This is a genomic window from Paraburkholderia suaedae (genome assembly GCF_040812055.1).
Taxonomy (GTDB): Bacteria; Pseudomonadota; Gammaproteobacteria; order Burkholderiales; family Burkholderiaceae; genus Paraburkholderia.
Map to the genome: position 1 here is coordinate 30,608 of NZ_JBFOAH010000009.1, position 24,454 is coordinate 55,061.

Sequence of the window (24,454 nt, forward strand, 5' to 3'; positions counted from 1 at the left end):
GGGGCCTTAATGGCGCGCTTCGCCCGGCGCGGCGTCTTTGCCGGCGGTCGGCGGCGTTTCGTCGTCGCTGCTGCGCGCCCAGAAAAACCGATCCGGCATATACGCGCCCATGCCGGGCCGGAATGCATTGCGCATCGCCTGGTACAGATACTCCTGCGCCTCGCGTACTGCTTCCGCGGGTTCCTGCCCATTGGCCAGCAACGCTGCGATCGCGGCACCCAGCGTGTCCGTGAGCCCCATCAGCCGATGGCTGCCGCGGTCCCACATGTCCTGACGCAACTGTCCGTCTTCGCTGAACAGCGTGTTGACGAGCCGGTGCGTACCCGTTTCCGTCGACAGAATGTACTCGCAGCCCTGCGATAGCAGATGCGAGATTGCCGCGTCGAGGCTCGGCGCTTCGGCGTCGCCGTCGGGTTGGGCGAGCGCGAGCAGCGTCGCCGAATCGGCAACCAGCAGGGTGGTTTGCGGAGCCAGCAGATCGGCGATGGCTTCGCGCAGTTCGTCGGCGGCGAGCACGTGCTCGTCGTCGAGCGTGAAGTCGGGCGCGAGAATCAGCGGAATGTCGTCGTAATCGGCGACCACTTCGGCGATCGCGCTGACCACTTCCGCGCGCGTGCACGCGCCGACCTTGAAGGCGGCGATCGGCATGTCTTCGAGCAGCATGCGCGCCTGTGTCGCGACGATTTCGGGATCGAGGCCGGTGACTTCGTCGCAACTGGCAGAGTCGCGCACGGTGTAGCCCGTGAGCACGGAGACGCCATGACAGCCCATGCTGGCAAGCGTCAGCAGGTCGGCTTGCAGACCGGAGCCGCCGGTGGGATCGGAAAGGCCGAAGGTGAGGACGATCGGGGGCGTGTCGCTGGGCATGAAGATTGACGAAAAAGTGCGGGATTTGGGCGCAGGCCGTGCGCAACCGGCTCAATTATGCGGCCTAAACCGTTGCGGGGGCGTTTTTTCGCAACACTTCGACGGGTAGCCGCGGGCGCACGGCGGTCGATGCGCGGCCTCGCGCGGCGACCGGGCACAACCGGGCAGAAGCGCCCGCAGCCTACCGGCCACAGGCACCGGTGCGCGGCGCTCGCGGCTTTTGGCATCGCTAGGCAGTGGGGCGGCAACACGGTACCATCATGGCTCCCGTTTCCACGGACTCTACGACGCGACACAAGAATGGAATATCAAAGCTGGATGTGCCTGATTTGCGGCTGGATTTACGACGAAGAAGCCGGCTTGCCGGAAGAAGGCATTGCGCCGGGCACGCGCTGGGAGGACGTTCCGATCAACTGGACCTGCCCGGAGTGCGGAGCGCGCAAGGAAGACTTCGAGATGGTCCAGATCTGAACGTATATCGGCAGCCGGAGCCGGCCCGCTGATACACCGGGCAGTCTCGCGTGCGCCGGGCGTGTCGGGTCCGCGCCGTTGTGGCCCGTCATTGAGTCTCATCGCTTACCGCGTCGGCGCGGAACATCGTCGACCATGCCGTGTCGTGACGGGTAGCCTGTCAAACGGTACTCCGTCGTTGTCCTGTCGCCGGTGCGCGCGTTCGCCGATCAGTCTGCGCGCTGCCCCAAGCGACGGCCCGTCAGCTCCGTGTCGCGTGCCTATGACTCTTCGATCCGCTGCACCCGTTTCCTTCGATGCCTTGCCGAATCCGCGCGGCGGGGCTGTCCGTCCCGCCGAGCTCGCGCTTGCAGAAGCATCGCTGGCCTTCGAGCAGAACCATGAGGGCACCACGGCGTTGCTGCGTGCGTCGCAGGCATTGCGCGAGGCCGGCTGGCTCAGCGCCCAGCGTTTTGCGGACGCGCTGGTGCGGCTCTCGCCGCTCGCGGCGGCTGATCCATCCGGCACGGACAGCGCGCGTCCGGTGTTCGGCGCGGCGTTGCGCGATTTCCGCGCGGCGCTCGAGCGTCATAACCTGCGCGAGCTGTCCTGCTCGCCGTCGCTGTTCGATCACTATCGAGCGCTCTGTGCGCACCTGTCCGAGCACACGCCGGGCTCAACCGTCCTTTTCGAAGACCTCGCGCTGACCGCGCGCCCGGTGCCGCCCGTGTCGCTGCACGGGCTGTCCGCCAATCAACTGGCGCATTTGCGGGCGCGTTACGAGCGCGCGCTGCTGCCCGTGCTGCGCTCGCAGGCCGACACGGGCAGCGCGGCCGCGCTCGCCGTGACGAACGCGGCGCTCGACGAACTGGACGCTGTATTCACCGAACTCGCCGGCCCCGACCCTTACGACTTCTGGCGTCTGGCCAAGGCGTGCGCGAAAGCGTTGCGCGCCGGCGGGCACGCGACCGGCGAAACCGATGCGCGGCGCTTCTACGCTCGCTGCAATCTGGTGCTGGCCGATCACGCGCGCGGCATAGAGCGCGCGCCGCGCTCGCTGGCGCGCGCCACGCTGGCGCTGCTGTGGCGCGACTACGCGTTGTTCGGCGCGGCCGCGGAAGACGCCGATCAGGTCGCCGTGCTGCACGACTACGGCTTGACCGTCGATTGGCACGTCGCCGGCACGCAGTCGTCGGAAATGCTGTGGGAGGCCGGCGCGCTCGAGGCGCAGGCGCTCAGCGCGCGCGTCTCGTTGACCCGCGATCTGGGCGTGCTGACGGTGAATGCGAACGCCTACGAGGATTTCCTGCAGACGGCGGATGGGTCGATCCTGGCACTGACCGAGCACGCCCGGGCGGCCGACCAGCCGGAGAAGGCCGATCCCAGCGAAGCGTTGCAAGCGGGCGATGCCGCCTATCGGCTGGGCTCCGCGGCGTGTGCGCTGGGTCTCGGCCACGTCGCGCTGCTGGCGGATGCGCTGGGGCTCGCGTGGCGTCGTCGCGCGCATGCGGGCGTTTCGACCCCGGCGGTGCGCGCGCATGTGATCGTCGCCGCGCCGTCGGCGAGCACCCTGGAGCAGGCCGCCGAAGCGCTGCGCGCGACGCTGCACAAGGTCGCCGCGGGCGTTGCGCCATCCGGTGGCGGCGTGACCCAGGCGACCTTTGCGGCGCTCACGCGCGCGATCGAGCAGGGCGGGGGTTGAAGCGACGTTTCGAGCCGCGCCAACTGTCACGCAACGGCACCAACGACGCCGGCGCGCCCGGTTCCAACCCGCCGCGACGCCCCGCCACGCCAAAACCCCGCCGCCCACCGCCCACTCCCCGCCTTCACCGCGGCCCGACACCGTGGCTCGCGCCCCCGTGCGTGATAAAGTGCAACATGATTCGTCGTCGATGGCGCGCGGCATTGCTGTATGTCACGCAGCGCGGTTCCACACTCGAAGCCCGCCATCCTGCATCGTCTTTGCTAAAATCCGAACTATGTCCAAGAGTAACGATCGCATCAATCTGACCAACCAGTTCCTGATCGCCATGCCCAACATGGCCGATCCGACGTTTTCAGGAACGGTGGTCTACCTTTGCGATCACAGTGAGCGCGGTGCGCTCGGCCTCGTGATCAACCGGCCGACCGATATCGACCTGCAAGCGCTCTTCAGTCGCATCGACCTCAAGCTGGAAATCGAACCCCTGCTCCATGTGCCCGTGTATTTCGGCGGTCCGGTGCAAACCGAGCGCGGCTTCGTGCTGCACGACCCCAAGGGCGGCAGCGCCTACACGTCGTCCATGTCCGTGCCCGGCGGTCTGGAAATGACCACCTCGAAAGATGTGCTCGAAGCGGTCGCGAGCGGCACCGGTCCGGAACGTTTCCTGCTCACCCTCGGCCACGCCGGCTGGGGTGCGGGTCAGCTCGAAGAAGAAATCTCGAAGAACGGCTGGCTGACGGTCGAAGCCGATCCGAAAATCGTCTTCGACGTACCGGCCGAAGAGCGTCTCGAAGCCGCCCTCGCACTGCTCGGCATTTCGCTGTCGATGCTCTCCGGCGAGGCGGGCCACGCATGAGCGTCGCGGCCGGACGTGAGGCGACGCTGCTTGCGTTCGACTATGGTGAAAAGCGCATCGGCGTGGCGGTCGGCAATTCGTTGACGCGCAGCGCGCGGCCGCTCGTCATCGTGCCCAATCGCAGTCGCGAATACCGGTTCGAGGCGCTCGGCAAACTGATCGCCGAGTGGAAGCCGGACGCGCTGGTGGTCGGCTTGCCGATGCACCCGGACGGCACGCCACACGAAATGACCCAACTCGCCAAGCGCTTTGGCAATCAGCTGAATGGCCGCTTCAATCTGCCGGTCACGTGGATCGACGAGCGCTACTCGTCGGTCGAGGCGAAAGCGGGAATCCGCGCCGGCAAAGGCCGCGCCGATCTGCTCGACGCCGAGGCCGCCAGCATCATCCTCCAGCAATATCTAGACGGACTGTCCGACGAGCATGAGTTTCATTGACGCCGAAGCGCTTTATCGCGAGTTGCTCGAGCAGATCCGCGCGGCATACGGCGATGCCTTCTGCGCCGACCCGAACGGCGCCGAAGGTCCGGTGCTGGCTGGCATCTATAGCGGCGGCGCATGGCTGGCCGAGCGGCTCGCGCGCGACCTGAAGCTGCCGAGCTTCGGCGTGGTGAACGTCGCGCTCCATCGTGACGACTACGCGAAAAAGGGGCTGCATTCGCAGGCGAGCCCGACCTCGCTGCCGTTTTCCGTCGACGGCCGCCGCATCGTGCTGGTGGACGACGTGCTGTACACCGGCCGCACTATCCGCGCCGCGCTCAACGAGTTGTACGACTATGGCCGCCCGGCGTCGGTCGAACTGGCGGTGCTCGCCGACCGCGGCGGGCGGGAACTGCCGGTGGCGGCGCGCTTCGTCGGCGGCGTGGTCAACATACCCGCCGACGCCACGCTCGTGCTGGCCCGCGAGGAAGCGGATCGAGCCGGCGGCGCGGGCGACCCGCGTTTCACTTTTCACACTGAGACACGCGCGGATTGAATGCGACTCTGCATGAGGCAACGCGCGTGGATGCGCACGAGTCCGCGGGTGTCGGAAACAGGACATCAGCCATCAGGCAGCTTGCAATCCGCTTGGCACGCCGGGCCGACGCCACGCGAAGAGAAGATCGCAAAAAACGTCGAAGCGCAGATTCGCCGCCGGCCGCCTCAGCAATGGCGCACCCAAGGCGGCCGGAAATCGTCGCACGCAGTCAGCAGCCAGATTCAATCGTTCACGTTGAAGTCCGTATTTGAAGCAGGTACCCCATGAACACCGCCACTCCGGCCCCCACGGATTCCGCCGACCGCGCCACCGAGCGCTTCCGTTATGGCTTCCTGAGGGGCAACCCGCAGCTCACGAAAAACGGCGAGCTCAAACATCTGCTGTCGATCGAGGGCTTGCCCAAGGCGATCGTCAATCAGATTCTCGACACCGCCGACCAGTTCGTCAGCGTCACCGACCGTGAAGTGAAGAAGGTACCGCTGCTGCGCGGCAAGTCGGTGTTCAACCTGTTCTTCGAGAACTCGACGCGCACGCGCACCACCTTCGAAATCGCCGCGACGCGCCTGTCGGCGGACGTGCTGAACCTGAACATCAACGCGTCGTCGACCAGCAAGGGCGAATCGCTGCTCGACACGATCAACAACCTGTCGGCGATGCATGCCGACATGTTCGTGGTGCGCCATGCATCGAGCGGCGCGCCTTACCTGATCGCCCAGCACTGCGCGCCGCACGTGCACGTGATCAACGCCGGCGACGGCCGTCACGCACACCCGACCCAGGGTCTGCTCGACATGTACACGATCCGCCACTACAAGAAGGACTTCACGAAGCTGCGCGTGGCGATTGTCGGCGACATCCTGCATTCGCGGGTCGCGCGCTCGGACATTCATGCGCTGACCACGCTTGGCGTGCCGGAGGTGCGCGCGATCGGTCCGCGCACGCTGCTGCCGGGCGGCCTCGAACAGATGGGCGTGCAGGTTTTCCACAATCTCGACGAAGGCCTGAAAGGCGTCGACGTGATCATCATGCTGCGCTTGCAGAACGAGCGGATGAGCGGCGCGTTGCTGCCGTCGGCGCAGGAGTACTTCAAGAGCTGGGGCCTGACGCCGGAGCGCCTCGCGCTCGCCGCGCCCGACGCGATCGTGATGCACCCTGGCCCAATGAACCGTGGCGTCGAAATCGATTCGCAGGTGGCCGACGGCCCGCAATCGGTGATCCTGAACCAGGTGACGTTCGGGATCGCGGTGCGCATGGCGGTGATGGGGATCGTCGCGGGCAATCACGATTGAGCGCCGCAGTGCGACCCCCGCGTCACAATGCGCGCGGTCGCGTCGGACCACTGCTTCAAACCACACCAGCACAATGTCCACGCGCTTCGAATAACGCAAGACTGAGCTGAACCCAAGCTGAATACAAGGCAGCGCATGAAGATTCATATCCAGGGCGGCACGCTGATCGATCCAGCAGCGGGCACCGAAGAGCAGCAGGACATTTTTATCGCGGCGGACAAGATCGTCGCCATCGGCAGCGCGCCGGCCGAGTTCCAGGCGCACAAGACGATCGACGCGCGAGGACTGCATATCGCGCCGGGACTGGTCGACCTGTCCGCGCGCTTGCGCGAGCCGGGCTACGAACACAAGGCGACGCTCGAATCGGAGATGGCCGCGGCGCTCGCGGGCGGCGTGACGAGCCTCGTGTGTCCGCCCGACACTGACCCGACGCTCGATGAACCCGGCCTCGTCGAGATGCTCAAGTTTCGCGCGCGCAACCTGAACCAGGCGCACGTGTATCCGCTCGGCGCGTTGACGGTCGGCCTGAAGGGGCAAGTCATCACCGAGATGGTCGAGTTGACCGAAGCGGGCTGCATCGGTTTTTCGCAAGCGGACGTGCCGGTGGTCGACACCCAAGTGCTAATGCGCGCGCTGCAATACGCGAAGACGTACGGCTACACCGTGTGGCTGCGTCCGGTCGACGCCTATCTCGGCAAGGGCGGCGTGGCCGCGAGCGGCGCGCTGGCGTCGCGGCTCGGCTTGTCGGGCGTGCCGGCGTCGGCGGAAACGATCGCGCTGCATACCATCTTCGAACTGGTGCGCGTGACCGGGGCGCGCGTGCATCTGTCGCATGTGTCGTCGGCGGCGGGCGTTGCGCTGATGCGCAGCGCCAAGGCCGAGGGACTGCCGGTGTCGTGCGACGTGACGGTGAATCACGTGCATCTGATCGACGTCGACATTGGCTACTTCGACGCGCAGTTCCGGCTCGACCCGCCGCTGCGTCAACAGCGCGATCGCGAAGCGATCCGCGCGGGCCTCGTGGATGGCACCATCGACGCGATCTGCTCCGATCACACGCCGGTCGACGACGACGAAAAGCTGTTGCCGTTCGCCGAGGCCACCCCGGGCGCAACCGGCCTGGAGCTGTTCCTGTCGCTGACCGTCAAATGGGCCGACGAAGCCGGGATACCGCTCGCCAAGGCGCTCAACCGCATCACCACGGCGCCGGCCGACGTGCTCGATCTGAACGCGGCCGGCCGCGTGGCTGTGGGAGCGGTGGCCGATCTCTGCGTGTTCGATCGTCACGCGCATTGGCGCGTCGAGCCGCGCGCGTTGAAGAGCCAGGGGCACAACACGCCGTTTCTCGGCTACGAACTGCCGGCGCGCGTGCGGGCGACGATCGTGTCGGGTTGCGTCGCGTTCGAGCAGCGAGCGTAATCGGATTCATTGCCCGCTGATGGGTACTGATTGCCACGTTAAACGGAAAGCTCCGACCATGAAGCTCGCGTTACGCAAAGCCCGTCTGTTCGCGCATCTGCTGCACGGCATGTGGATCGTGGCAACGCGCTTTCCCGCCGCCGACGCCGAACGGCGCCACGCGCTCAATCGCGCGTGGTCGCTGACGATGCTACGCCTGTGCGGAATGCGCCTCGTCGTGCATAACGACGCTGCGCGACTGGACCGCGGCGCGCTGGTGGTGGCGAACCACATTTCGTGGATCGACATCTACGTGATCAATGCATGGCGACCCACGCCGTTCGTTTCGAAGGCGGAGATCCGCCAGTGGCCGCTAGTCGGCTGGCTTGCGCAACAACTGGACACGGTGTTCATCCAGCGCGAAAAGCGCAGCGACGCGAAGCGGATCATGCACGAGCTATCCGATCGTCTCATTGCTGGCGAGCTGATGTGCGTGTTTCCCGAAGGCACCACGTCCAATGGACTCGCGCTGCTGCCGTTTCACGCGAATATGTTCCAGGCGGCGGTATCGGCGGGAGCGCCGGTGCAGCCGTTGTGCATCATGTATGAAGACGCGCAGGGCCGGCAATCCACGGCGCCCGCATATATCGACGATCTGTCGCTCGCCGATTCGCTGAACCTGCTGCTGCGCGGCGCTCCGCTGACCGCGCACGTGTATGTGGGCGAAGCGCTTGCGCCGGGCGCGGATCGCCGGGTGCTGGCCGCGCAAGCGCGCGAGGCGATTGGCGCCGCGTTGCGGCAGATGCAGGGCGGCACGGCGAAAGCGGGAGCGCTGGTAGAGCAGGAGTCCGTAATACCTGCCACGAGGAGCACGCTGATCGAGCCGGTCGACCACTCCGGCCGATCGGCCTGACGCTCGCTGAATCGTCTATCTAGTCGGCGACGGCCGGCTCACGGCAGGACCCGCAATCGACCTGCGTCAGCGTGCGTTCCGCGGGATCTTGCGCAAGCCGCACGGCCGACAGTTGCGCGCCCCACACGCAGCCCGAGTCGAGTCCGATCAGGTTGTCGCGCATCATCAAGCCGAGCGCGGCCCAATGACCGAACACCACCGTCACGTCCGCGGTCTTGCGCGACGGCACGTCGAACCACGGCATGCAGCCCGGCGGCGCGGAGTTCAGCGTGCCGCTGCTGCTGAAATCCATTGCGCCTTCGGCATTGCAGAAACGGATGCGCGTGAGCGCGCTGCACGTCAGACGCAAACGGTCGATACCCTTCAGATTTGGCTTCCATCGATTAGGCTCATTGCCGTATAAGCCGGCGAGGGTCTCCTTCCAGTTCGGCGCGCGCAGCGCACGCTGCAATTCCTCGGCGAGTTCCATCGTCAGATTCACGTCCCACTGCGGCAGCACGCCCGCGTGCACCATCAGCATCCCGTTGTCGACGTGCGCGAGCGGACGGTGGCGGATCCAGTCGAGCAGGTCGGCGGCGTCGGGCGCGGCGAGGATGTCCTCGATGGTGTCGCCTTTCTTCGCTTTGCGAATTCCCGCCGACACCGACAGCAAATGCAGATCGTGATTGCCGAGCACCGGCACCGCACGCTCGCCGAGCGCGATCACATCGCGCAAGGTCTGAAGCGATTCAGTGCCCCGGTTGATCAGGTCGCCGGCGAACCATAGCGGCGTGCCGGCCGGCGGCGCGGCCTTGGCGAGAAGTTGCCGGAACGGCTTGCGGCAGCCTTGCAGATCGCCGAACGCAAGCGGGGGCAAGCCCGAGGCTTGGCGGGTAGAAGTGGAGGGTGTCATCAGGGAGTCGGTGCGGTTCGATGCTCGCGGTGGCGCACGAGGCCTGCCCCGCTGGAGCGGTGCAGCATGCTAGCGTGACATAATAGCCGGTTTGCAGCGGTGACATCGCGCAGTGCGCGCTCCGGCGCCGCACGCGAACCACTTGGGCGTCGCGCGATATTGCGACACAACAGAATGGGCCTCGTGAACGAAGAACGCATGTCGTCTTTTCAGGCAACGTAACCGATCCTCACGCTCGTCACGGCGCCAGCGGTTTCACCGGCCGTTATCTGGTCGAAAAGCTGCTCGGCTGCGGCCATACCGTGATCGCAACCACCGCTGGCCAGGACGAGCCAGAAACGCCGACGCGGCTCAGGCTCGACATCACTTCGCCGCATGCCTGCCGGCGCGTCATCGAACTCGCGTGGCCGGACTACATCGTCCACCTCGCCGCGATCAGCTTCGTGGGCCACGGCGCGCCGCTCGACTTCTACCGCGTCAACGCGATCGGCACGCCGAATCTGCTCGAAGCGTGCACGGCCGTCGGCCGTACGCCGCGCAAGCTGTTGATCGCGAGCAGCGCGAACGTCTCCGGCAACGTCGCGAGTGAAGCGATCGACGAGAGCTTCGCGCTTACACCGGTCAATCACTACGCTGCGAGCAAGGCGGCGATGGCAGCGCTCGTGCTCACCTGGTTTGACCGCTTGCCGATCCTGATCGTGCGGCCGTTCAACTACCCCGGCCGCGGTCAGGCGCCGAACATCCTCGTGCCGAAAATCGTCGGGCATTTCGCGCGGCGCGAACCGTCGATCGAACTCGGCAACCTCGATGTGGCGCGCGCCTTCTCCGCCGTGCGCTATGTCGCGAACGCTTACCAGGCGCTGCTCGAGTCGGATGTCGCGGGCCAGATCGTCAATATCTGCACCGGGACGCCAGTTCACATTGCGTGACATTCTGACAGCCGCCAGCGACCTGACCGGGCATGAACTCGAAGTCCGCGTCAATCCAGCATTTATCCGCCAGACCGACATGAAGATGCTGCCGGCTCGCCCGCTACATTGCGCTCACTGTGCCGCAGGTCGAGTCGTTCCCGTTCATCGATACCTTGCGCTGGATGCTAAGCGCATGAGGCGCGCAACATCCGCGGTGATGTGCCGTACGCGGTTTGCGTTGCATACCGCCAGCACGAACGCGGGCCTTAAGCAGTCAATGGAAAGCAAACTGTCAAGCTGTTTCAAGTTGTGAAGGTTCTAGTTTTTGCTGCGGGCCGCTTTATAATCGGGGCGTCATAAGATTAGCGTCCGAGCGTCCGCTTGCGTACAAGCGCTGGCATCGGGCCGCGGCAGAATCGGGAACGACCACGCGGGGTGAGCAAGTCGGCGAACCGCTTCCGACTGCCACAAACTCTAGAAGGGAATTTCATGATTCTGGTAACGGGCGGCGCCGGTTTTATCGGCGCCAATTTCGTGCTTGACTGGCTCAATGCCTCCGACGAAGCGGTGCTCAACGTCGATAAGCTGACGTACGCAGGCAATCTTCGGACGCTGAAGTCGCAACAGGGCAATCCCAGGCACGTGTTCGTGCGCGCGGACATCTGCGATCGCGCCGCGCTCGACACGCTGTTCGCCGAGCACAAGCCGCGTGCCGTTCTGCATTTCGCCGCCGAGAGCCACGTCGACCGCTCGATTCACGGCCCGGCCGATTTCGTGCAAACCAACGTGGTCGGCACCTTCACGTTGCTCGAAGCCGCCCGCGCTTACTGGAACATGCTCGGCGCCGCCGAGCGAGCCGCGTTCCGTTTTTTGCATGTGTCGACCGACGAAGTATTCGGCTCGCTGTCCGCTACCGATCCGCAGTTCTCCGAAACCACTCCGTATGCGCCGAACAGTCCTTACTCGGCGACCAAGGCGGGCTCGGATCACCTCGTGCGCGCCTACCATCACACGTATGGCCTGCCGGTGCTGACAACCAATTGCTCGAACAACTACGGCCCGTACCAGTTCCCCGAAAAGCTGATTCCGCTGATGATCGCCAACGCGCTCGCCGGCAAGCCGCTGCCCGTCTACGGCGACGGCCAGAACGTGCGCGACTGGCTGTACGTGGGTGACCACTGCACCGCGATTCGCGAAGTGCTCGCGCGCGGCACGCCCGGCGAAACGTATAACGTGGGCGGCTGGAACGAGAAGAAGAATCTCGACGTGGTGCACACGCTGTGCGACCTGCTCGATCAAATGCGCCCGAAGGCGGGCGCGTCGTATCGCGACCAGATCACGTATGTGAAGGATCGTCCCGGCCACGACCGCCGTTACGCGATCGACGCGCGCAAGCTCGAACGCGAACTCGGCTGGAAACCGGCGGAGACGTTCGAGACAGGTCTCGCGAAGACGGTCCAATGGTATCTGGACAATCAGGCCTGGTCCGACGAAGTCGCCTCGGGCGACTATCGGAAGTGGGTCGAGACCAACTACGCGCAGCGCGCGTAAAGGCACGGCAATGGCGCGCAAAGGCATTATTCTCGCGGGTGGATCGGGCACGCGCCTGTATCCGATCACGCATGTCGTCTCCAAGCAGCTTCTGCCGGTCTACGACAAACCGATGATCTACTACCCGCTGTCCACGCTGATGGTGGCGGGCATTCGCGACGTGCTGATCATCTCCACGCCGCAAGACACGCCGCGCTTCGAAGCGATGCTCGGCGACGGCAGTCAGTGGGGGATGAACATCCAGTACGCGGTGCAGCCGTCACCGGACGGACTCGCGCAGGCGTTTATCATCGGCCGTTATTTCGTGGGCAATGATCCGTCCGCGCTGATCCTCGGCGACAACATCTTCTACGGGCACGATCTGGCAAAGCAGCTCGAACGCGCCAATCATCAGACCGACGGCGCGACCGTGTTCGCGTATCACGTGCAGGATCCGGAGCGCTACGGGGTGGTCGAGTTCGACGAGCAGTTCCGCGCGTTGTCGATCGAGGAGAAGCCTGCCACGCCGCGCTCGAACTACGCGGTCACCGGCTTGTACTTCTACGACCGCCAGGTCTGCGATATCGCCGCGGAGATCGAGCCGTCGCCGCGCGGAGAGCTCGAGATCACCGACGTCAACTCGCGCTATCTCGCCAATGCCGCGCTCAATGTCGAGATCATGGGCCGCGGCTATGCGTGGCTCGACACCGGCACGCACGACTCGCTGATCGAAGCGGCGACCTTCATCGCGACGCTGCAAAAGCGCCAGGGTCTGGTGGTCGCGTGTCCTGAAGAGATCGCGTACCGGCGCAACTGGATCGGCGCCGAGCAGCTGCTGGCGCTCGCCAAGCCGCTCGCCAAGAATGCCTACGGGCAGTATCTGCAAAACATTCTCACGGATCACGTCGCATGGCCATCCAGGTAACCGCTACCGCGCTGCCCGAAGTCAAGATCATCGAGCCGAAGGTGTTCGGCGACTCGCGCGGTTTTTTCTTCGAGAGCTTCAATGCAGTGGAATTCGGCGAGAAGGTCGAGCCGAACGTCGAGTTCGTGCAGGACAACCACTCGCGTTCTGCGAAGGGTGTGTTGCGCGGCCTGCACTATCAGATCCAGCATGCGCAGGGCAAGCTGGTGCGCGTGGTCGAAGGCGAAGTATTCGACGTGGCCGTCGACATCCGCAAGAGCTCGCCGAATTTCGGCAAGTGGGTGGGCGTAACGCTGTCGCTGGAGAACCATCGGCAACTGTGGGTGCCGCCCGGTTTCGCGCACGGTTTCGTGGTGCTGTCCGAGTCGGCGCAGTTCCTCTACAAGACCACCGACTACTGGTTCCCCGAACACGAGCGCAGCATCGTCTGGAACGACCCGGCGATCGGCATTGAATGGCCGATCGACTTCGAACCGCAGCTCGCGGCGAAAGATGCGGCGGGCAAGCGTCTTGCCGACGCCGAAGTCTACGCGTAAGGAGTGGCCGGATGAGCGCACACAATGCCAGACGGACCATTCTCGTCACCGGTGTGAACGGCCAGGTGGGCTACGAGCTGGCGCGCACGCTCCAGGGGCTGGGCAATGTCGTCGCGGTGGACCGCGCCGCGCTCGACCTGTCGAATGCCGATCAGATCCGCGCTGTGGTGCGCGACGTGCAGCCCGCGCTGATCGTCAATCCGGCGGCCTACACGGCGGTCGACAAGGCCGAACAAGAGCTCGATCTCGCAATGCGCATCAATGGCGAAGCGCCGGGCGTGCTCGCTGAAGAAGCGAAGAAGCTGGGCGCGGCACTGATCCATTATTCGACCGACTACGTGTTCAACGGCGAGAAGGACGGCGCGTACGTCGAGGACGACCCGACCGATCCGCAAAACGCATATGGGCGCAGCAAGCTCGCCGGCGAGCAGGCCATCGCGGCGAGCGGCGCGAACCATCTCGTGTTGCGCACGAGCTGGGTGTACGGCACGCGTGGCAAGAATTTTCTGCTCACCATGTTACGGCTCGGCGCCGAGCGGCCTGAGCTGAAGGTCGTCGCGGACCAGTTCGGCGCGCCCACGTGGTGCAACACCATCGCCACGCTGAGCGCCCATCTGGCCGCGCAGGCGTTCGCCGCCGAAGACAGCGCGAAGTGGTGGAGCGAGCGCTCGGGTGTCTATCACCTGTGCGCCGGTGACGCCACTTCGTGGCATGGCTTCGCGTCGGCTATCTTCGAACTGGCGGATTTGCCCAACAAGCCGAACACGCTGCCGATTCCCGCCGCCGACTATCCGACGCCGGCAAAGCGTCCGGCCAATTCGAGGATGTCGAACGAAAAGCTTGCGCGCGTATTCGGGCTGGCCGCGCCGCATTGGCGCGATGCGTTGAAACTGTGTCTGACGGACGGCTTTCCGAAGTCGCCCGCTGCCCGTTCCTGACGCGCGGCCTGAAGCGGCTTCGCAACGGCTTCGAACCGGGCCTTTGCAACTGGCGTCTTTTGCGAGGCAGCGCGATGTTGTGGCCTCTGGCTGCTCACGCAGCCATGCTGCGTCGGCTGCCCAGTGCGTCGTCAGTGAAAGAGGGCAGGGGTAGAATGTCGGGCGGCAGCGCAGACTCGGGCCGGCCCTTCAATCCGGCCGACACCGGGTGCGCCGCATGAAGCGTCGGGCACAGTCGCGGGGCGCAGGTCATCACCCTGCTGAGATCAATCGGTTGTGCTGACCATACCCACGGTTAGTGCGACGCGTAATAAATACGGTACTGAGAGGGCTCTGTGAGTTTGTTACCGATCATCCTATGTGGCGGAGCGGGGTCGAGGCTATGGCCCGTGTCGCGCGAGTCTCACCCCAAGCCGTTCATCCGTCTGGCGGACGGCGAAAGCCTGCTGCAGAAAGCCTTCTTGCGCGCGGTGGCGCTGCCCGGCGTGAAAGAAGTGCTGACGGTGACCAATCGCGATCTGTTCTTCAAAACTGAAGACGATTTCCGCGAGGTGAACACGAAGGGCTGTGCCACTTCGTTCATTCTCGAGCCGTTCGGCCGCAACACGGCGGCGGCGGTGGCCACGGCGGCCTTGCATACGGCCAAGGCGCACGGCGAGCACACCGTCATGCTGGTGCTCGCCGCCGATCATCTGATCGCGAACCAGCAAGCTTTCGCGGTCGCGGTGGCCGAAGCGCAAAAGCTTGCGCAGGCGGGCAAGGTGGTGACTTTCGGGGTGCAGCCGCAGACGCCTGAAACCGGCTATGGCTACATCGAGGCCGATGGCGACAAGGTGGTGCGCTTCGTCGAGAAACCGTCGCTCGAGAAGGCGCGCGAGTACCTTGCGTCGGGCAAGTTCGTGTGGAATTCGGGCATGTTCTGCTTCACCGCGGGCACGATCCTCAAAGAGATGCAGCTGCATTGCCCGGAGATTCTCAGCACGGCAGCCGAGTGCATCGAAAAGTCGCCGTCTGCCGCCGGCAAAGACGGCGCACAGGTGCGGCTCGAACCGGGCTGTTTCGGCGCGGTGCCGGAAGATTCGTTCGATTACGCGGTGATGGAGAAGTGCGAACACGCGGCGGTGGTGCGTTGCGATATCGGCTGGACCGACGTCGGTTCGTGGACCGCGCTGAGCGATCTGTCGCCGGCCGACGCGAGCGGCAATCGGGTGGAAGGCGAAGCGTTGCTGCTGGACGTGAAGGACTGCTATGTGCGCGCAAGCGGCCGGCTGATCGGCGCGGTGGGCGTCGAGAATCTGATCGTGATCGACACGCCCGACGCGCTGCTCGTCGCGCACAAAGACCGCGCGCAGGACGTGAAGCAGATCTTCGCCGAGCTCAAGGCGCGCGGCCATGAAACCTACAAGGTGCATCGCACGGTGCATCGGCCTTGGGGCACCTACTCGGTGCTCGAAGAAGGCTCGCGTTTCAAGATCAAGCGCATCGTGGTGAAGCCTGGCCAAAGCCTCAGCTTGCAGATGCATCACCACCGCAACGAACACTGGGTGGTGGTGAGCGGCATGGCCAAGGTCGTCAACGGCGAGCGGGACTTCTTCGTGTCGACCAACGAGTCGACCTATATTCCGGCGGGTCACAAACATCGCCTCGAAAATCCGGGCGTGATCGAGCTCGTTATGATCGAAGTGCAGAGCGGCGAATATCTGGGCGAAGACGACATCGTTCGGTTTGAAGACATTTACGGACGCACCTGAGATGGATATCAGCTTCACCAATGACACCGAAGACCTGACGCGCCATAACGAGAGCGACGACCTGATCGTCGGCATGAGATCGGTGCGGGTCTGGGGCACGCTCGGCTGGCACGACATCCGGCAGCGCTATCGCCGTTCGGTGCTTGGGCCGTTCTGGTTCACGCTGAGCACGATCATCATGGTGGTGGTGCTCGGCGCGCTGTACTCCACGCTGCTGCATCAGGAAATCTCCGACTATCTGCCGTATCTCGCAGTGGGTCTGGTGGTCTGGGCCTATCTCGCGTCGGTCGCGAACGAAGGCTGCATGGCCTTTATCGGCGCCGCGTATCTGATCAAACAGATCCGTTTGCCGCTTACCGTCCACGTATGCCGGATCGCGTGGCGCAACTTCGTGATCCTGCTGCACAGTCTGCCGGTGGTCGTGGTGCTGCTGTTGATGTTCGGCCATTGGCCCGGCTGGGAATTCCTGCTGGTGCCGTTCGCACTGCTGATCCTGCTGCTGCACGGCGTGTGGCTCGGTGTGACGCTCGGCGTGCTGTGCGCGCGCTTTCGCGACATTCCGCCGATCGTCACCAACCTGATCCAGGTCGTGTTCTTCTTCACGCCGGTCATGTGGTCGCCGGAAATCCTGAAGGACCGCGCGTGGGTCGCCGAATACAACCCGCTCTATCACATGATCGAAACGGTGCGCGCGCCGCTCACCGGCCGTCCGACTAACTGGGAGTCGTGGGCCTGGTCGATCGGCTTGTTGATCGTCGGCTTTGCGTTTGCGCAGTTCCTGATGAAACGTTTCCGTAATCGCGTTCCTTATTGGCTTTGACATTGTGAGTTCATCATCGATTGTCGCTCGTAACATCTCGGTCGAATTCCCGATTTACGAGAACTCCCACCGCTCGCTGAAAAAGGCGGTGCTCAATCTTACGACCGGTGGCCGGATCGGCCAGGATGCTGGCCGCCATGCGATCGTCAAGGCGATCGACGACCTCAGCTTCAGCTTCACCGAAGGTGAGCGCGTCGGTTTGATCGGCCACAACGGCTCGGGCAAGACGACGCTGCTGCGCACGCTGTCGGGCGTCTACGCGCCGGTGCGCGGCGAACTCAGGGTGCAGGGCAAGATCGCGTCGCTGCTGGACGTGTCGATGGGTCTGGACCCCGACGCCACCGGCTTCGAGAACATCTATCTGCGCGGTATTCTCGACGGCCTGAAGCCGGCCCGCATCCGTGGCAAGATCGACGAGATCGCCGACTTCAGCGAGTTGGGCGATTACCTGAATCTGCCGGTGCGGACTTACTCGAGCGGGATGATGCTGCGTCTCGCGTTCGCGATCTCGACCAGTGTCGAAGCCGACATTCTGATCATGGACGAGTGGCTGAGCGTCGGCGACGCGGAGTTCAGCATCAAGGCGGCGGAGCGGCTGGAGAGCCTGGTCGGCAAGGCAGCGTTGCTGGTGGTGGCGTCGCACGATCCGTCGCTGGTGGCGCGCGTGTGCAACCGCAAGATCTCGATGGAGCACGGCCGAATGATCGCCGACGAACCCGTGAGCCCGCCCGAAAAGAGCGATGCGCCGCTCGTGAGCCACGCCGCGCAATTGCCGCACTGAGATCGCAGGCGGCAGCGGTTGCGGTCGGGGGCGCTGCCAGGCAACAAGGGCGCGCAAGCGAATCGCCCGATGACGACGAGACGATGCGCGAACTGGCGAACGGCCACGGCGTACATGTACATGGCGCGCGTGGCTCGACACCTACCGCGCGCTGCGGATTTTTCCGTTCTCCGGCGAGACTTTGCGGCCTGCAATCAATCTGGCGCGGGCGCGCGGGCGAATCCGTCGCGGCGCGCACGGCGCAAGCCGGACAGGCGTAACCCCCAAGGCGCGAATCGGCGGCACGGCCCCGACTCGCAACATAGGCGCGCCACAGGCGCAACAAGGTTCGAATTTCATGCGAGCTAATCATCCGTTTCTGCGCTACTCCGAATCTCTGCTCGTGCGTCAACCGTTTCGCACGCTGAAGGGTTTCGCGGGTGGCTACATCGCGTATCCGATTGCGGAAAGCCGCGAAAAACGCAGCGTGCGTCCGAAGATTCAGGAACTGCGCGCCCACTACTCGCTGCCGATGCCGCATCGACGCCGCATTGCGATCGAGCGTCTGGCCGGCATCCTCGAATTCGCCGGTGCGCAGGTGCCGTATTACCGCGATCTGTTCCAGGCATTGCAGTTCGATCCGGCCAAGGTCAGGCAGGACCCGCGTTATCTGGAAGAGCTGCCGTATCTGACCAAGGACATCATCCGCGAGCAGGGGCCGCGCCTGTTGTCGGCGCCGCTCGAAGCAGGCCGCCACCACGTGTGCAAGACCGGCGGTTCGACGGGGCTGTCCACCGTCATTTACTACGACCAGGAAGGCGCGGACTACTCGTCGGCGGTCACGAACTATTGCCGCGAGCGGATCGGCAAGCTGCGCCATCGATCGGAATTGCACTTCGCGTGCCGATTCCCGGATCAGGCGGTGCCCCAGTGGCCGTCGCGCGAAGACTTCAAGTGCTTTGCGATGAACCGCAGCAACATCTTCTTCGACCGCATCGACGACCAGGGTCTCGAAGAAATGTGGCGCACGCTCAAGCGCCGCAGGCCGTATCTCGCGCACTCGCATCCGTCCACCATGTATGCGCTCGCCTGCTATGTGCAGCGCAAATACGGCGGCGGCAAGGCGTTTCAGGTGTTCGAGTCGAGCGGTGAACTGCTCGAACCGCACGCGCGCCAGATGATCGCGTCGGCGTTGCGCTGCCGGGTGATCGATCGCTATGGTCTTGCCGAGCTCGGCGTGATGGCCTACGAGCTGGACGGTCATGAAGGCGGTTTCCAGATCCTCGAATCCGAGGGCTGGGCCGAAAGCCGGGTGGCGCAAGACAATCCGGACGGCGCGCATGAACTCGTGTTCACGGGCTTTCGCAACAGGCTGATGCCGCTGATCCGCTATGCGACCGGCGACCTGGCGCGCGTGCAGGAAACGGACAAGGGCTTTTTCCTGACCGACGTGGTCGGACGCATTCACGACGTCGTGCCGATCAACGGCGTTGCGCACCCGACCCATCACATTCAGGACATGCTGGACCATCGTGTCGGCGGGATTCAGGAGTTTCAGATCGACCTGCGCACCGCGCCGCCGACGTTGCGGATCGTGCTCGAACCGTCGGCGAATGCGGAGGAAACGAGCGCCAAGCTGCGTCACTTCTGGCAGGACGCGTTCACGATCGCCTACGTCGGTCACGACGACTTCGTGCGCGTCGGCAGCCGGGCCAAGTTCCGCCATGTGGTGAGCGCATGATCGGCGTGCTGTTTCCCGACCCGGCAGCCGAAGCCGGCCAGTACGTGCTGGCGGCGATGCGGCGCTCGGTCAGCGCGAGCCAGGCGCAAGCCGTCTCGCGCGGCACGATGCGCGACTTCACGCCGGACATTCTGGTCGCCGTCGACGCACCCGATGGCTGGAGCGCTGACCTGATCGCCTGGCTGATCGCGCGGCCGCGCAAGCTCGTGGTGTTCGGCCACATGCCGCTCGCGCTTGCCGACTATCTGCGCTACGAGGCGGCGGACTTGCCGGCCGGGCTGGCGGCCGCGAGCCGCAGCGCGCCGGCGCCGTCGGGCGAAGCGCGCGAAAGCGCGGCGGCGGTGCGCTACGGCGCGCTTGCACAGACGCTGGGCGGTCACCCGTGGCATCGTCCATTCGAGCGCTTCGACTTCACGGATGAGTGGAACAACCTCGGCTATGGCGCGATCCGCTGCGACGGCTCGATATGGTCGGTCGGGCAAGCGGTTCAGGTGCCGGCCGTTGCCGAACTGGCGGCAGTCGAAGTGAACGGCGAGCGGCTGTTTTCGTATGCCGCGCTGTGGGACGTGGGTGCCTCGAGCGTGTTGTGGTTCAACCGCGCGAGCGGGCCGTGCGATTCGTTCGAATGGCGCATGGTCGAGCAATTCGTCTCGGGCCACCGGCCGGATACGCTGCCGTGCCAGCCGGTGCTCAGCGAACTGCCGTGGGGTTACGACGCGGCGATCACGTCGCGGCTCGATTGCGACGAGGACATCGAATCGGCGCGGCCCCTGTGGCAAGCCTACCAGCGCCTGCACGTGCCATTCACGCTGGCGGTCCACACGCAGAATCTGACGCGCGTGGAACAGCACGGCATTCTTCGCGAATTGCTGGCCGACCGGCAGCAGGGCGCGGTGCTGTCGCACACGGCCACGCATGCGCCGAACTGGGGCGGCAGCTACGACCACGCGCTCGCGGAAGGGCGGCAATCGGCGGAGCTGCTCGAAGCGGTGACGGGCGTGCCGGTGCGCTACGCGGTCTCGCCGTTTCACCAGTCGCCGCCCTATGCGATGCAAGGGCTCGCCGACGGTGGCTACGACGGCTGCATCGGCGGCATCATTTGCAACGATCCGGAGTTTCTGACGGCTCGTGGCGGCGCGCTCGCGGGCTTGCCGGCAGGCTTTGTCGGCCATAGCCAGCAGTGCATGCTGCACGGCGACTGCATGCTCAAGGAAGGCGATCCGCTCGCCGTCTTCAAGCAGGCCTTCGACTACGCCTACGCGAGCAACACACTGTTCGGCTATCTGGATCACCCGTTCTCCGAGCGCTACGCGTACGGCTGGCAGGACGAGGCCGCGCGCATCGACGCGCACGAACAGTTGATCGCTTACATCCGAAGCAAGGCGCGCAAGCCGCTCTTCCTGCACGAAGAGGCTGCGCTCGATTTCCTCCGGTTCAGGTCGCTCACACAGATCGTCGAGGTCGAGGGCGCGTTTCGCGTCGTCACGCCATCTAATGAAAAAAGGCCGCCTCTCACGCTCGGCGTCGAGTACCGGGGCGCCCACATGCAGGTCGAGGCGGGGAAAGCACTGTAATGAAAGTCATGGTGGTGATGGGCACGCGGCCCGAGGTGATCAAGCTGGCGCCAGTCGTGCGAGCCTTGCGCGGCGAATTCGACACGATCGTATGCGCGAGCGGGCAGCATAAGGACATGGCCGCGCAGGCGCTCTCGTTCTTCGGAATCGAACCGGAGATCACGCTCGACACGATGAGCCCCGGGCAATCGCTGAACGCGTTGTCCTCGCGCCTGCTGGCTGCACTCGATCGCGCGCTGGACGACGAGCGTCCCGACTGGGTGATCGTGCAAGGCGATACGACGACGGCATTTTGCGCGGGCCTGGCGGCGTTTCATCGCGGCATCCGCGTGGGCCACGTCGAAGCGGGACTGCGCACCGGCGATCTCGCGAGTCCGTTCCCCGAGGAAGCGAACCGCAGTCTGCTGAGCTGCATCGCCACGCTGCACTTCGCGCCCACTGAACTCGCGCGCCGCAATTTGCTCGCCGAAGGCGTGCCGGCGGAGAAGATCATCGTGACCGGCAATACGGTGGTCGACGCGATCGCCGCGGTGCGCGCGAGCTGGGACGCCACCCCGCCGCGCGATCCGCTGCCCGAATGGCATGGCGCGCAACAGCAGCACGTACTCGTTACGTGCCATCGTCGCGAGAATTTCGGCGACGTGTTGCAGGACATCTGCCGGGTGCTGCGCGACCTTTGCGAGCGCTATGCCGATTACCGCTGGGTGTTTCCGGTGCATCTGAATCCGTCCGTGCGCGCGCCCGTGCATCGCGAACTCGACGGCATCGCCAACCTCGCGTTGATCGAGCCAGTCGACTATCCGACGAGCCTGCATCTGATCAGCGGCAGCGCGGTTGTCGTCAGCGACTCGGGCGGCATTCAGGAAGAAGCGCCTACTTTCGGTGTACCGGTGGTCGTGATGCGCAACCACACCGAACGCCGCGAAGGCGTCGACGCCGGCTTCGCGACGCTGGCCGGCCAGGCCGCGGCGGATATCGAAAGCGCGGTGTGCGGCTGGCTCGACGATCCGGCGCGGCGCGCCGCGCTGCGCAACCGCGCGAATCCGTATGGCGACGGGCTGGCCGCGCAGCGGATCGTCGCGACTCTGCAGGGGCGACCGGTCGAGGTGTTCGTTGGTTGAGCGCAAGCACACCGCGTTGGCCGCCCAGGATTGCGTGCTGTTTTCCACCGCCGACTGGGACGAACCGTACTGGACCAACAAGCAGCACACGGCGAACATCCTGGCCGCGCGCGGCTGGCGCATCCTGTATGTGGAGAGCGTCGGCTTCCGCTCGCCGAAGGTCGGCAGCGGCCGCGACTGGGCGCGGCTGTGGCGCCGGTTGTGGCGCGGCGTGCAGTCGCTCGTGCTCGGGCCGCCCAGACGTGCGGAAAACGTCTGGGTGCTCTCGCCGCTGATGGTGCCGGCAGGCCATCACTTGCCGTTTCTGCGCGCGCTGAACCAGGCGTTGCTGCGCTTTTCAGTCACCCGTTTCGCGCGCTCGCAGCGTTTCAGTAAGCCGGTGGTCTGGACATATCACCCGTACATGCTGGATGCAATCGGGACGCTGCGGGGTGGCCCGCTCGTGTATCACTGCGTCGACGATATCGCGGAGATTCCGGGCGTCGACGTAGCGGCGTTCCGCAGCGCGCAGCAGGCGCTGCTCGGCCGTTGCGAGGCCGTCTTCACGACCGCGATGTCGCTGAAGGAAACCTGCTTGCCGTTCAACCGCAACACGCATTTCTTCGGCAACGTGGTGGACGACGCGCACTTCGGCGAAGCGCGCGCCGAAGGTCCGGTGCCGGCCGAGCTTGCCGCGATCCCCGAGCCGAGGCTCGTGTATCACGGCGTGCTGTCGGACTTCAAGGTCGACTTTCCGCTGCTGTTGCAAACGGCGCAGGCGCGCCCGCACTGGCAGTGGGTGATCATCGGCGAAGAACGCGAAGGGCAGCGCAGCGAGATGCTCGCGCAACTCGGGCGCTTGCCGAACGTGCATCTGCTCGGTTATCGCCCGTACCGGACGCTGCCGCAGTATTTGCGCGGCATGCAGGTCGGCGTGTTGCCGACGCTGCTGAACGACTACACCCGCTCCATGTTCCCGATGAAGTTCTACGAATACCTCGCAGCCGGCCTGCCGGTCGTGTCGACCCCGCTCGATTTCGCCAAGGAGCCGCGCGCGGGTCTGGAAGTGGGCGGCGACCTCGACGCGTTCATTGCAGCCATCGAAAAACAGTTGGCTCGCGGCAAGTTGAGCGCCGCCGAAGCGCGCGCGGCGGTCGGCGACAATACGTGGGAAGCGCGGCTCGACAAGATGCTGGCGATCACGTTCCGCGGGCGTGTGGCGAGCAACGGCAGCCCGGCTTCGCTGGACGCGGCTGCATGAAAGTCCTCCACGTCTATCGCACGTATTTCCCGGATCCGCCGGGTGGGCTGCAGGAAGCGATCCGGCAGATCAGCCTGTCCACCCGCGCATGCGGCGTCGATCCGCGGATTTTCGCGCTCTCGCCCAATCCGGTGCCGCGCGACATCCGGTTTCCCGAAGGCGTCGTCACGCGCTCGCGCTCGTGGGCCGCGCCGGCGTCGTGCGATCTCGGCGGCTTCGAGGCGCTGCGCCAGTATCGCGCGCAGGCCGAACAGGCGGACGTGCTGCATTTTCACTTTCCGTGGCCGTTCGCGGACGTGTTGCATCTGCTGGGTCGGGTGAAGAAGCCCGCGGTGATGACCTATCACTCGGATGTGGTGCGGCAGCGCGTGCTTGGGTATGTGTATGGGCCGTTGATGCGCTCGACCTTGCGCTCGATGTCGGCGGTAGTGGCGACCTCGCCCGTCTATGCGCAAGGCAGCGCGGTGCTGACCAGCATCGTCGACAGGCAGCGGTTGAGGGCGATTCCGCTTGGGATCATCGACTATCGCGACGATCCGCAACTGGGCCGCTTTGCGCCGCAATGTCTCGACCATCTGGAACTCGGTAAGGAGCCCTACGTGCTGGCGCTGGGTGTGCTGCGGTATTACAAGGGGCTGCACACGTTGATCGAGGCGGCGCCGTCGATCCCGTGCAAGGTCGTGATCGCCGGTTCCGGGCCGGAGATGGAGCGTCTGACCGAACTGGCGAAGCAGGTCGGGGCGTCGAACGTTGTGTTCGCGGGGCAGGTGCCCCACGAGGAGAAAGTCGCGCTGTTAAGCGGCTGCCGCGCGCTGGTGATGCCGTCGCACCTGCGCTCCGAAGCGTTCGGGATGGTGCTCGTCGAAGCGGAAATGTTCGGCAAGCCGATGGTGTGCTGCGAGATGGGTTCAGGCACCTCGTATGTGAACGAGCATGGCGTGACCGGCTTCGTCGTGCCGCCCGAGTCGCCCGGGCAGTTCGCGGCGGCGGTCAATGAACTGGTGCGCGACGAGGCGCTTGCCGCGCGCATGGGCGTCGCCGCGCGGCAGCGGTATGAACGGCTCTTTTCGGGGCCGGCGCTGGGCAATGCGTACCGTCGGCTTTATGAAGAGGTGATGGCAGGCTAAGGCGGCTTTGGCGGCCAGTGCGTGCCGCGTATGCGCCGTCAAAGAACTTGCGGTAAATAGCCGCTAACGGCATAGTTGGACTCTTTTTTCGGCTTGGCAACGGTGTTGTTGGCGATTTCGAGCGAGATTTGCGCG

The 24,454-nt window shown here is 65.0% G+C and carries 23 protein-coding genes; 21 read left to right on the forward strand and 2 right to left on the reverse strand.

The annotated features are described in order from the left end of the window. Window positions 1-6: 6 nt before the first annotated feature. Window positions 7-867, reverse strand: coding sequence for a hydroxymethylpyrimidine/phosphomethylpyrimidine kinase (locus ABQJ48_RS14680; RefSeq protein WP_367838734.1), 861 nt, complete (start codon window positions 865-867; stop codon window positions 7-9). A 300-nt stretch (window positions 868-1,167) separates the two neighbouring features. Between ABQJ48_RS14680 and ABQJ48_RS14685 the strand changes: the two genes are divergently transcribed. The 8 genes from ABQJ48_RS14685 to ABQJ48_RS14720 all read left to right on the forward strand — a co-directional run bounded on the left by ABQJ48_RS14685 (window position 1,168) and on the right by ABQJ48_RS14720 (window position 8,453). Then, window positions 1,168-1,338: a rubredoxin gene (locus ABQJ48_RS14685; RefSeq protein WP_007178992.1), complete on the forward strand. Its 171-nt coding sequence runs from the start codon at window positions 1,168-1,170 to the stop codon at window positions 1,336-1,338. A 262-nt stretch (window positions 1,339-1,600) separates the two neighbouring features. Beyond that, entirely contained in the window at window positions 1,601-3,019 is a 1,419-nt protein-coding gene (locus ABQJ48_RS14690; protein ID WP_367838735.1) for a FimL-related protein, read from the forward strand. Window positions 3,020-3,296: 277 nt separating this feature from the next. After that, a complete protein-coding gene (locus ABQJ48_RS14695) occupies window positions 3,297-3,875 on the forward strand; it encodes a YqgE/AlgH family protein (protein ID WP_367838736.1) in 579 nt (192 codons plus the stop codon). After that, complete coding sequence (gene ruvX / locus ABQJ48_RS14700; RefSeq protein ID WP_367838737.1) at window positions 3,872-4,312, forward strand: Holliday junction resolvase RuvX; 441 nt, start codon at window positions 3,872-3,874, stop codon at window positions 4,310-4,312. The genes ABQJ48_RS14695 and ruvX overlap by 4 nt, the downstream gene beginning before the upstream one ends. Further along, window positions 4,299-4,850, forward strand: coding sequence for a bifunctional pyr operon transcriptional regulator/uracil phosphoribosyltransferase PyrR (pyrR, locus tag ABQJ48_RS14705; RefSeq protein ID WP_367838738.1), 552 nt, complete (start codon window positions 4,299-4,301; stop codon window positions 4,848-4,850). Before ruvX ends, pyrR begins: the two co-directional genes overlap by 14 nt. A 266-nt stretch (window positions 4,851-5,116) precedes the next feature. Next, window positions 5,117-6,142: an aspartate carbamoyltransferase catalytic subunit gene (locus ABQJ48_RS14710; protein ID WP_367838739.1), complete on the forward strand. Its 1,026-nt coding sequence runs from the start codon at window positions 5,117-5,119 to the stop codon at window positions 6,140-6,142. 135 nt (window positions 6,143-6,277) lie between these two features. Beyond that, window positions 6,278-7,561 carry a dihydroorotase gene (locus tag ABQJ48_RS14715; protein ID WP_367838740.1) on the forward strand — a complete coding sequence of 428 codons (1,284 nt, stop codon included), beginning with the start codon at window positions 6,278-6,280 and terminating at the stop codon, window positions 7,559-7,561. Between the two features lie 58 nt (window positions 7,562-7,619). Further along, the gene (locus tag ABQJ48_RS14720) at window positions 7,620-8,453 is read left to right on the forward strand and encodes a lysophospholipid acyltransferase family protein (RefSeq protein ID WP_367838741.1); all 834 of its coding nucleotides are present in this window, start codon (window positions 7,620-7,622) and stop codon (window positions 8,451-8,453) included. Between the two features lie 19 nt (window positions 8,454-8,472). On the opposite strand, the gene ABQJ48_RS14725 is transcribed toward ABQJ48_RS14720, so the two are convergent. Further along, window positions 8,473-9,345, reverse strand: a complete 873-nt coding sequence (locus ABQJ48_RS14725) for a symmetrical bis(5'-nucleosyl)-tetraphosphatase (RefSeq protein ID WP_367838742.1) — start codon at window positions 9,343-9,345, stop codon at window positions 8,473-8,475. A gap of 302 nt (window positions 9,346-9,647) precedes the next feature. On the opposite strand from ABQJ48_RS14725, the gene ABQJ48_RS14730 reads away from it, so the two are divergent. From ABQJ48_RS14730 to ABQJ48_RS14790, 13 genes are all read left to right on the forward strand, one after another. Next, complete coding sequence (locus ABQJ48_RS14730; RefSeq protein WP_367838743.1) at window positions 9,648-10,274, forward strand: GDP-mannose 4,6-dehydratase; 627 nt, start codon at window positions 9,648-9,650, stop codon at window positions 10,272-10,274. 471 nt (window positions 10,275-10,745) lie between these two features. After that, a complete protein-coding gene (gene rfbB, locus ABQJ48_RS14735) occupies window positions 10,746-11,807 on the forward strand; it encodes a dTDP-glucose 4,6-dehydratase (protein ID WP_367838744.1) in 1,062 nt (353 codons plus the stop codon). A gap of 10 nt (window positions 11,808-11,817) precedes the next feature. Further along, on the forward strand, window positions 11,818-12,711 hold the full coding sequence (gene rfbA, locus ABQJ48_RS14740; RefSeq protein ID WP_367838745.1) for a glucose-1-phosphate thymidylyltransferase RfbA: 894 nt from the start codon (window positions 11,818-11,820) through the stop codon (window positions 12,709-12,711). Next, a complete protein-coding gene (gene rfbC, locus ABQJ48_RS14745; protein WP_367838746.1) occupies window positions 12,696-13,247 on the forward strand; it encodes a dTDP-4-dehydrorhamnose 3,5-epimerase in 552 nt (183 codons plus the stop codon). The genes rfbA and rfbC overlap by 16 nt, the downstream gene beginning before the upstream one ends. An 11-nt stretch (window positions 13,248-13,258) precedes the next feature. Then, window positions 13,259-14,185, forward strand: a complete 927-nt coding sequence (rfbD, locus tag ABQJ48_RS14750) for a dTDP-4-dehydrorhamnose reductase (RefSeq protein WP_367838747.1) — start codon at window positions 13,259-13,261, stop codon at window positions 14,183-14,185. 335 nt (window positions 14,186-14,520) lie between these two features. Further along, window positions 14,521-15,936, forward strand: a complete 1,416-nt coding sequence (locus ABQJ48_RS14755; protein WP_367838748.1) for a mannose-1-phosphate guanylyltransferase/mannose-6-phosphate isomerase — start codon at window positions 14,521-14,523, stop codon at window positions 15,934-15,936. Window position 15,937: 1 nt separating this feature from the next. Then, window positions 15,938-16,756: an ABC transporter permease gene (locus ABQJ48_RS14760; protein ID WP_367838749.1), complete on the forward strand. Its 819-nt coding sequence runs from the start codon at window positions 15,938-15,940 to the stop codon at window positions 16,754-16,756. A 4-nt stretch (window positions 16,757-16,760) separates the two neighbouring features. Beyond that, window positions 16,761-17,537 carry an ABC transporter ATP-binding protein gene (locus ABQJ48_RS14765; protein WP_367838750.1) on the forward strand — a complete coding sequence of 259 codons (777 nt, stop codon included), beginning with the start codon at window positions 16,761-16,763 and terminating at the stop codon, window positions 17,535-17,537. 337 nt (window positions 17,538-17,874) lie between these two features. Further along, entirely contained in the window at window positions 17,875-19,257 is a 1,383-nt protein-coding gene (locus tag ABQJ48_RS14770) for a phenylacetate--CoA ligase family protein (protein ID WP_367838751.1), read from the forward strand. Further along, window positions 19,254-20,831, forward strand: a complete 1,578-nt coding sequence (locus tag ABQJ48_RS14775; RefSeq protein ID WP_367838752.1) for a polysaccharide deacetylase family protein — start codon at window positions 19,254-19,256, stop codon at window positions 20,829-20,831. Before ABQJ48_RS14770 ends, ABQJ48_RS14775 begins: the two co-directional genes overlap by 4 nt. Next, window positions 20,831-21,952, forward strand: a complete 1,122-nt coding sequence (gene wecB, locus ABQJ48_RS14780; RefSeq protein ID WP_367838753.1) for a non-hydrolyzing UDP-N-acetylglucosamine 2-epimerase — start codon at window positions 20,831-20,833, stop codon at window positions 21,950-21,952. Before ABQJ48_RS14775 ends, wecB begins: the two co-directional genes overlap by 1 nt. Beyond that, window positions 21,945-23,192 (forward strand): glycosyltransferase, encoded by a 1,248-nt coding sequence (locus tag ABQJ48_RS14785; RefSeq protein ID WP_367838754.1) that lies wholly within the window; start codon window positions 21,945-21,947, stop codon window positions 23,190-23,192. Before wecB ends, ABQJ48_RS14785 begins: the two co-directional genes overlap by 8 nt. Then, window positions 23,189-24,319, forward strand: coding sequence for a glycosyltransferase (locus ABQJ48_RS14790; protein WP_367838755.1), 1,131 nt, complete (start codon window positions 23,189-23,191; stop codon window positions 24,317-24,319). Before ABQJ48_RS14785 ends, ABQJ48_RS14790 begins: the two co-directional genes overlap by 4 nt. Window positions 24,320-24,454: the final 135 nt, after the last annotated feature.

Bases quoted from the DNA above. Each gene is read 5' to 3' on its own strand.
- ruvX (WP_367838737.1), top strand. From the start codon at position 3,872: ATGAGCGTCGCGGCCGGACGTGAGGCGACGCTGCTTGCGTTCGACTAT.
- rfbB (WP_367838744.1), top strand. From the start codon at position 10,746: ATGATTCTGGTAACGGGCGGCGCCGGTTTTATCGGCGCCAATTTCGTG.
- ABQJ48_RS14710 (WP_367838739.1), top strand. From the start codon at position 5,117: ATGAACACCGCCACTCCGGCCCCCACGGATTCCGCCGACCGCGCCACC.
- rfbD (WP_367838747.1), top strand. From the start codon at position 13,259: ATGAGCGCACACAATGCCAGACGGACCATTCTCGTCACCGGTGTGAAC.
- ABQJ48_RS14775 (WP_367838752.1), top strand. From the start codon at position 19,254: ATGATCGGCGTGCTGTTTCCCGACCCGGCAGCCGAAGCCGGCCAGTAC.
- ABQJ48_RS14695 (WP_367838736.1), top strand. From the start codon at position 3,297: ATGTCCAAGAGTAACGATCGCATCAATCTGACCAACCAGTTCCTGATC.
- ABQJ48_RS14685 (WP_007178992.1), top strand. From the start codon at position 1,168: ATGGAATATCAAAGCTGGATGTGCCTGATTTGCGGCTGGATTTACGAC.
- ABQJ48_RS14720 (WP_367838741.1), top strand. From the start codon at position 7,620: ATGAAGCTCGCGTTACGCAAAGCCCGTCTGTTCGCGCATCTGCTGCAC.
- rfbC (WP_367838746.1), top strand. From the start codon at position 12,696: ATGGCCATCCAGGTAACCGCTACCGCGCTGCCCGAAGTCAAGATCATC.
- ABQJ48_RS14770 (WP_367838751.1), top strand. From the start codon at position 17,875: ATGCGAGCTAATCATCCGTTTCTGCGCTACTCCGAATCTCTGCTCGTG.
- wecB (WP_367838753.1), top strand. From the start codon at position 20,831: ATGAAAGTCATGGTGGTGATGGGCACGCGGCCCGAGGTGATCAAGCTG.
- ABQJ48_RS14690 (WP_367838735.1), top strand. From the start codon at position 1,601: ATGACTCTTCGATCCGCTGCACCCGTTTCCTTCGATGCCTTGCCGAAT.
- ABQJ48_RS14680 (WP_367838734.1), bottom strand. From the start codon at position 867: ATGCCCAGCGACACGCCCCCGATCGTCCTCACCTTCGGCCTTTCCGAT.
- ABQJ48_RS14715 (WP_367838740.1), top strand. From the start codon at position 6,278: ATGAAGATTCATATCCAGGGCGGCACGCTGATCGATCCAGCAGCGGGC.
- pyrR (WP_367838738.1), top strand. From the start codon at position 4,299: ATGAGTTTCATTGACGCCGAAGCGCTTTATCGCGAGTTGCTCGAGCAG.
- ABQJ48_RS14760 (WP_367838749.1), top strand. From the start codon at position 15,938: ATGGATATCAGCTTCACCAATGACACCGAAGACCTGACGCGCCATAAC.
- rfbA (WP_367838745.1), top strand. From the start codon at position 11,818: ATGGCGCGCAAAGGCATTATTCTCGCGGGTGGATCGGGCACGCGCCTG.
- ABQJ48_RS14790 (WP_367838755.1), top strand. From the start codon at position 23,189: ATGAAAGTCCTCCACGTCTATCGCACGTATTTCCCGGATCCGCCGGGT.
- ABQJ48_RS14725 (WP_367838742.1), bottom strand. From the start codon at position 9,345: ATGACACCCTCCACTTCTACCCGCCAAGCCTCGGGCTTGCCCCCGCTT.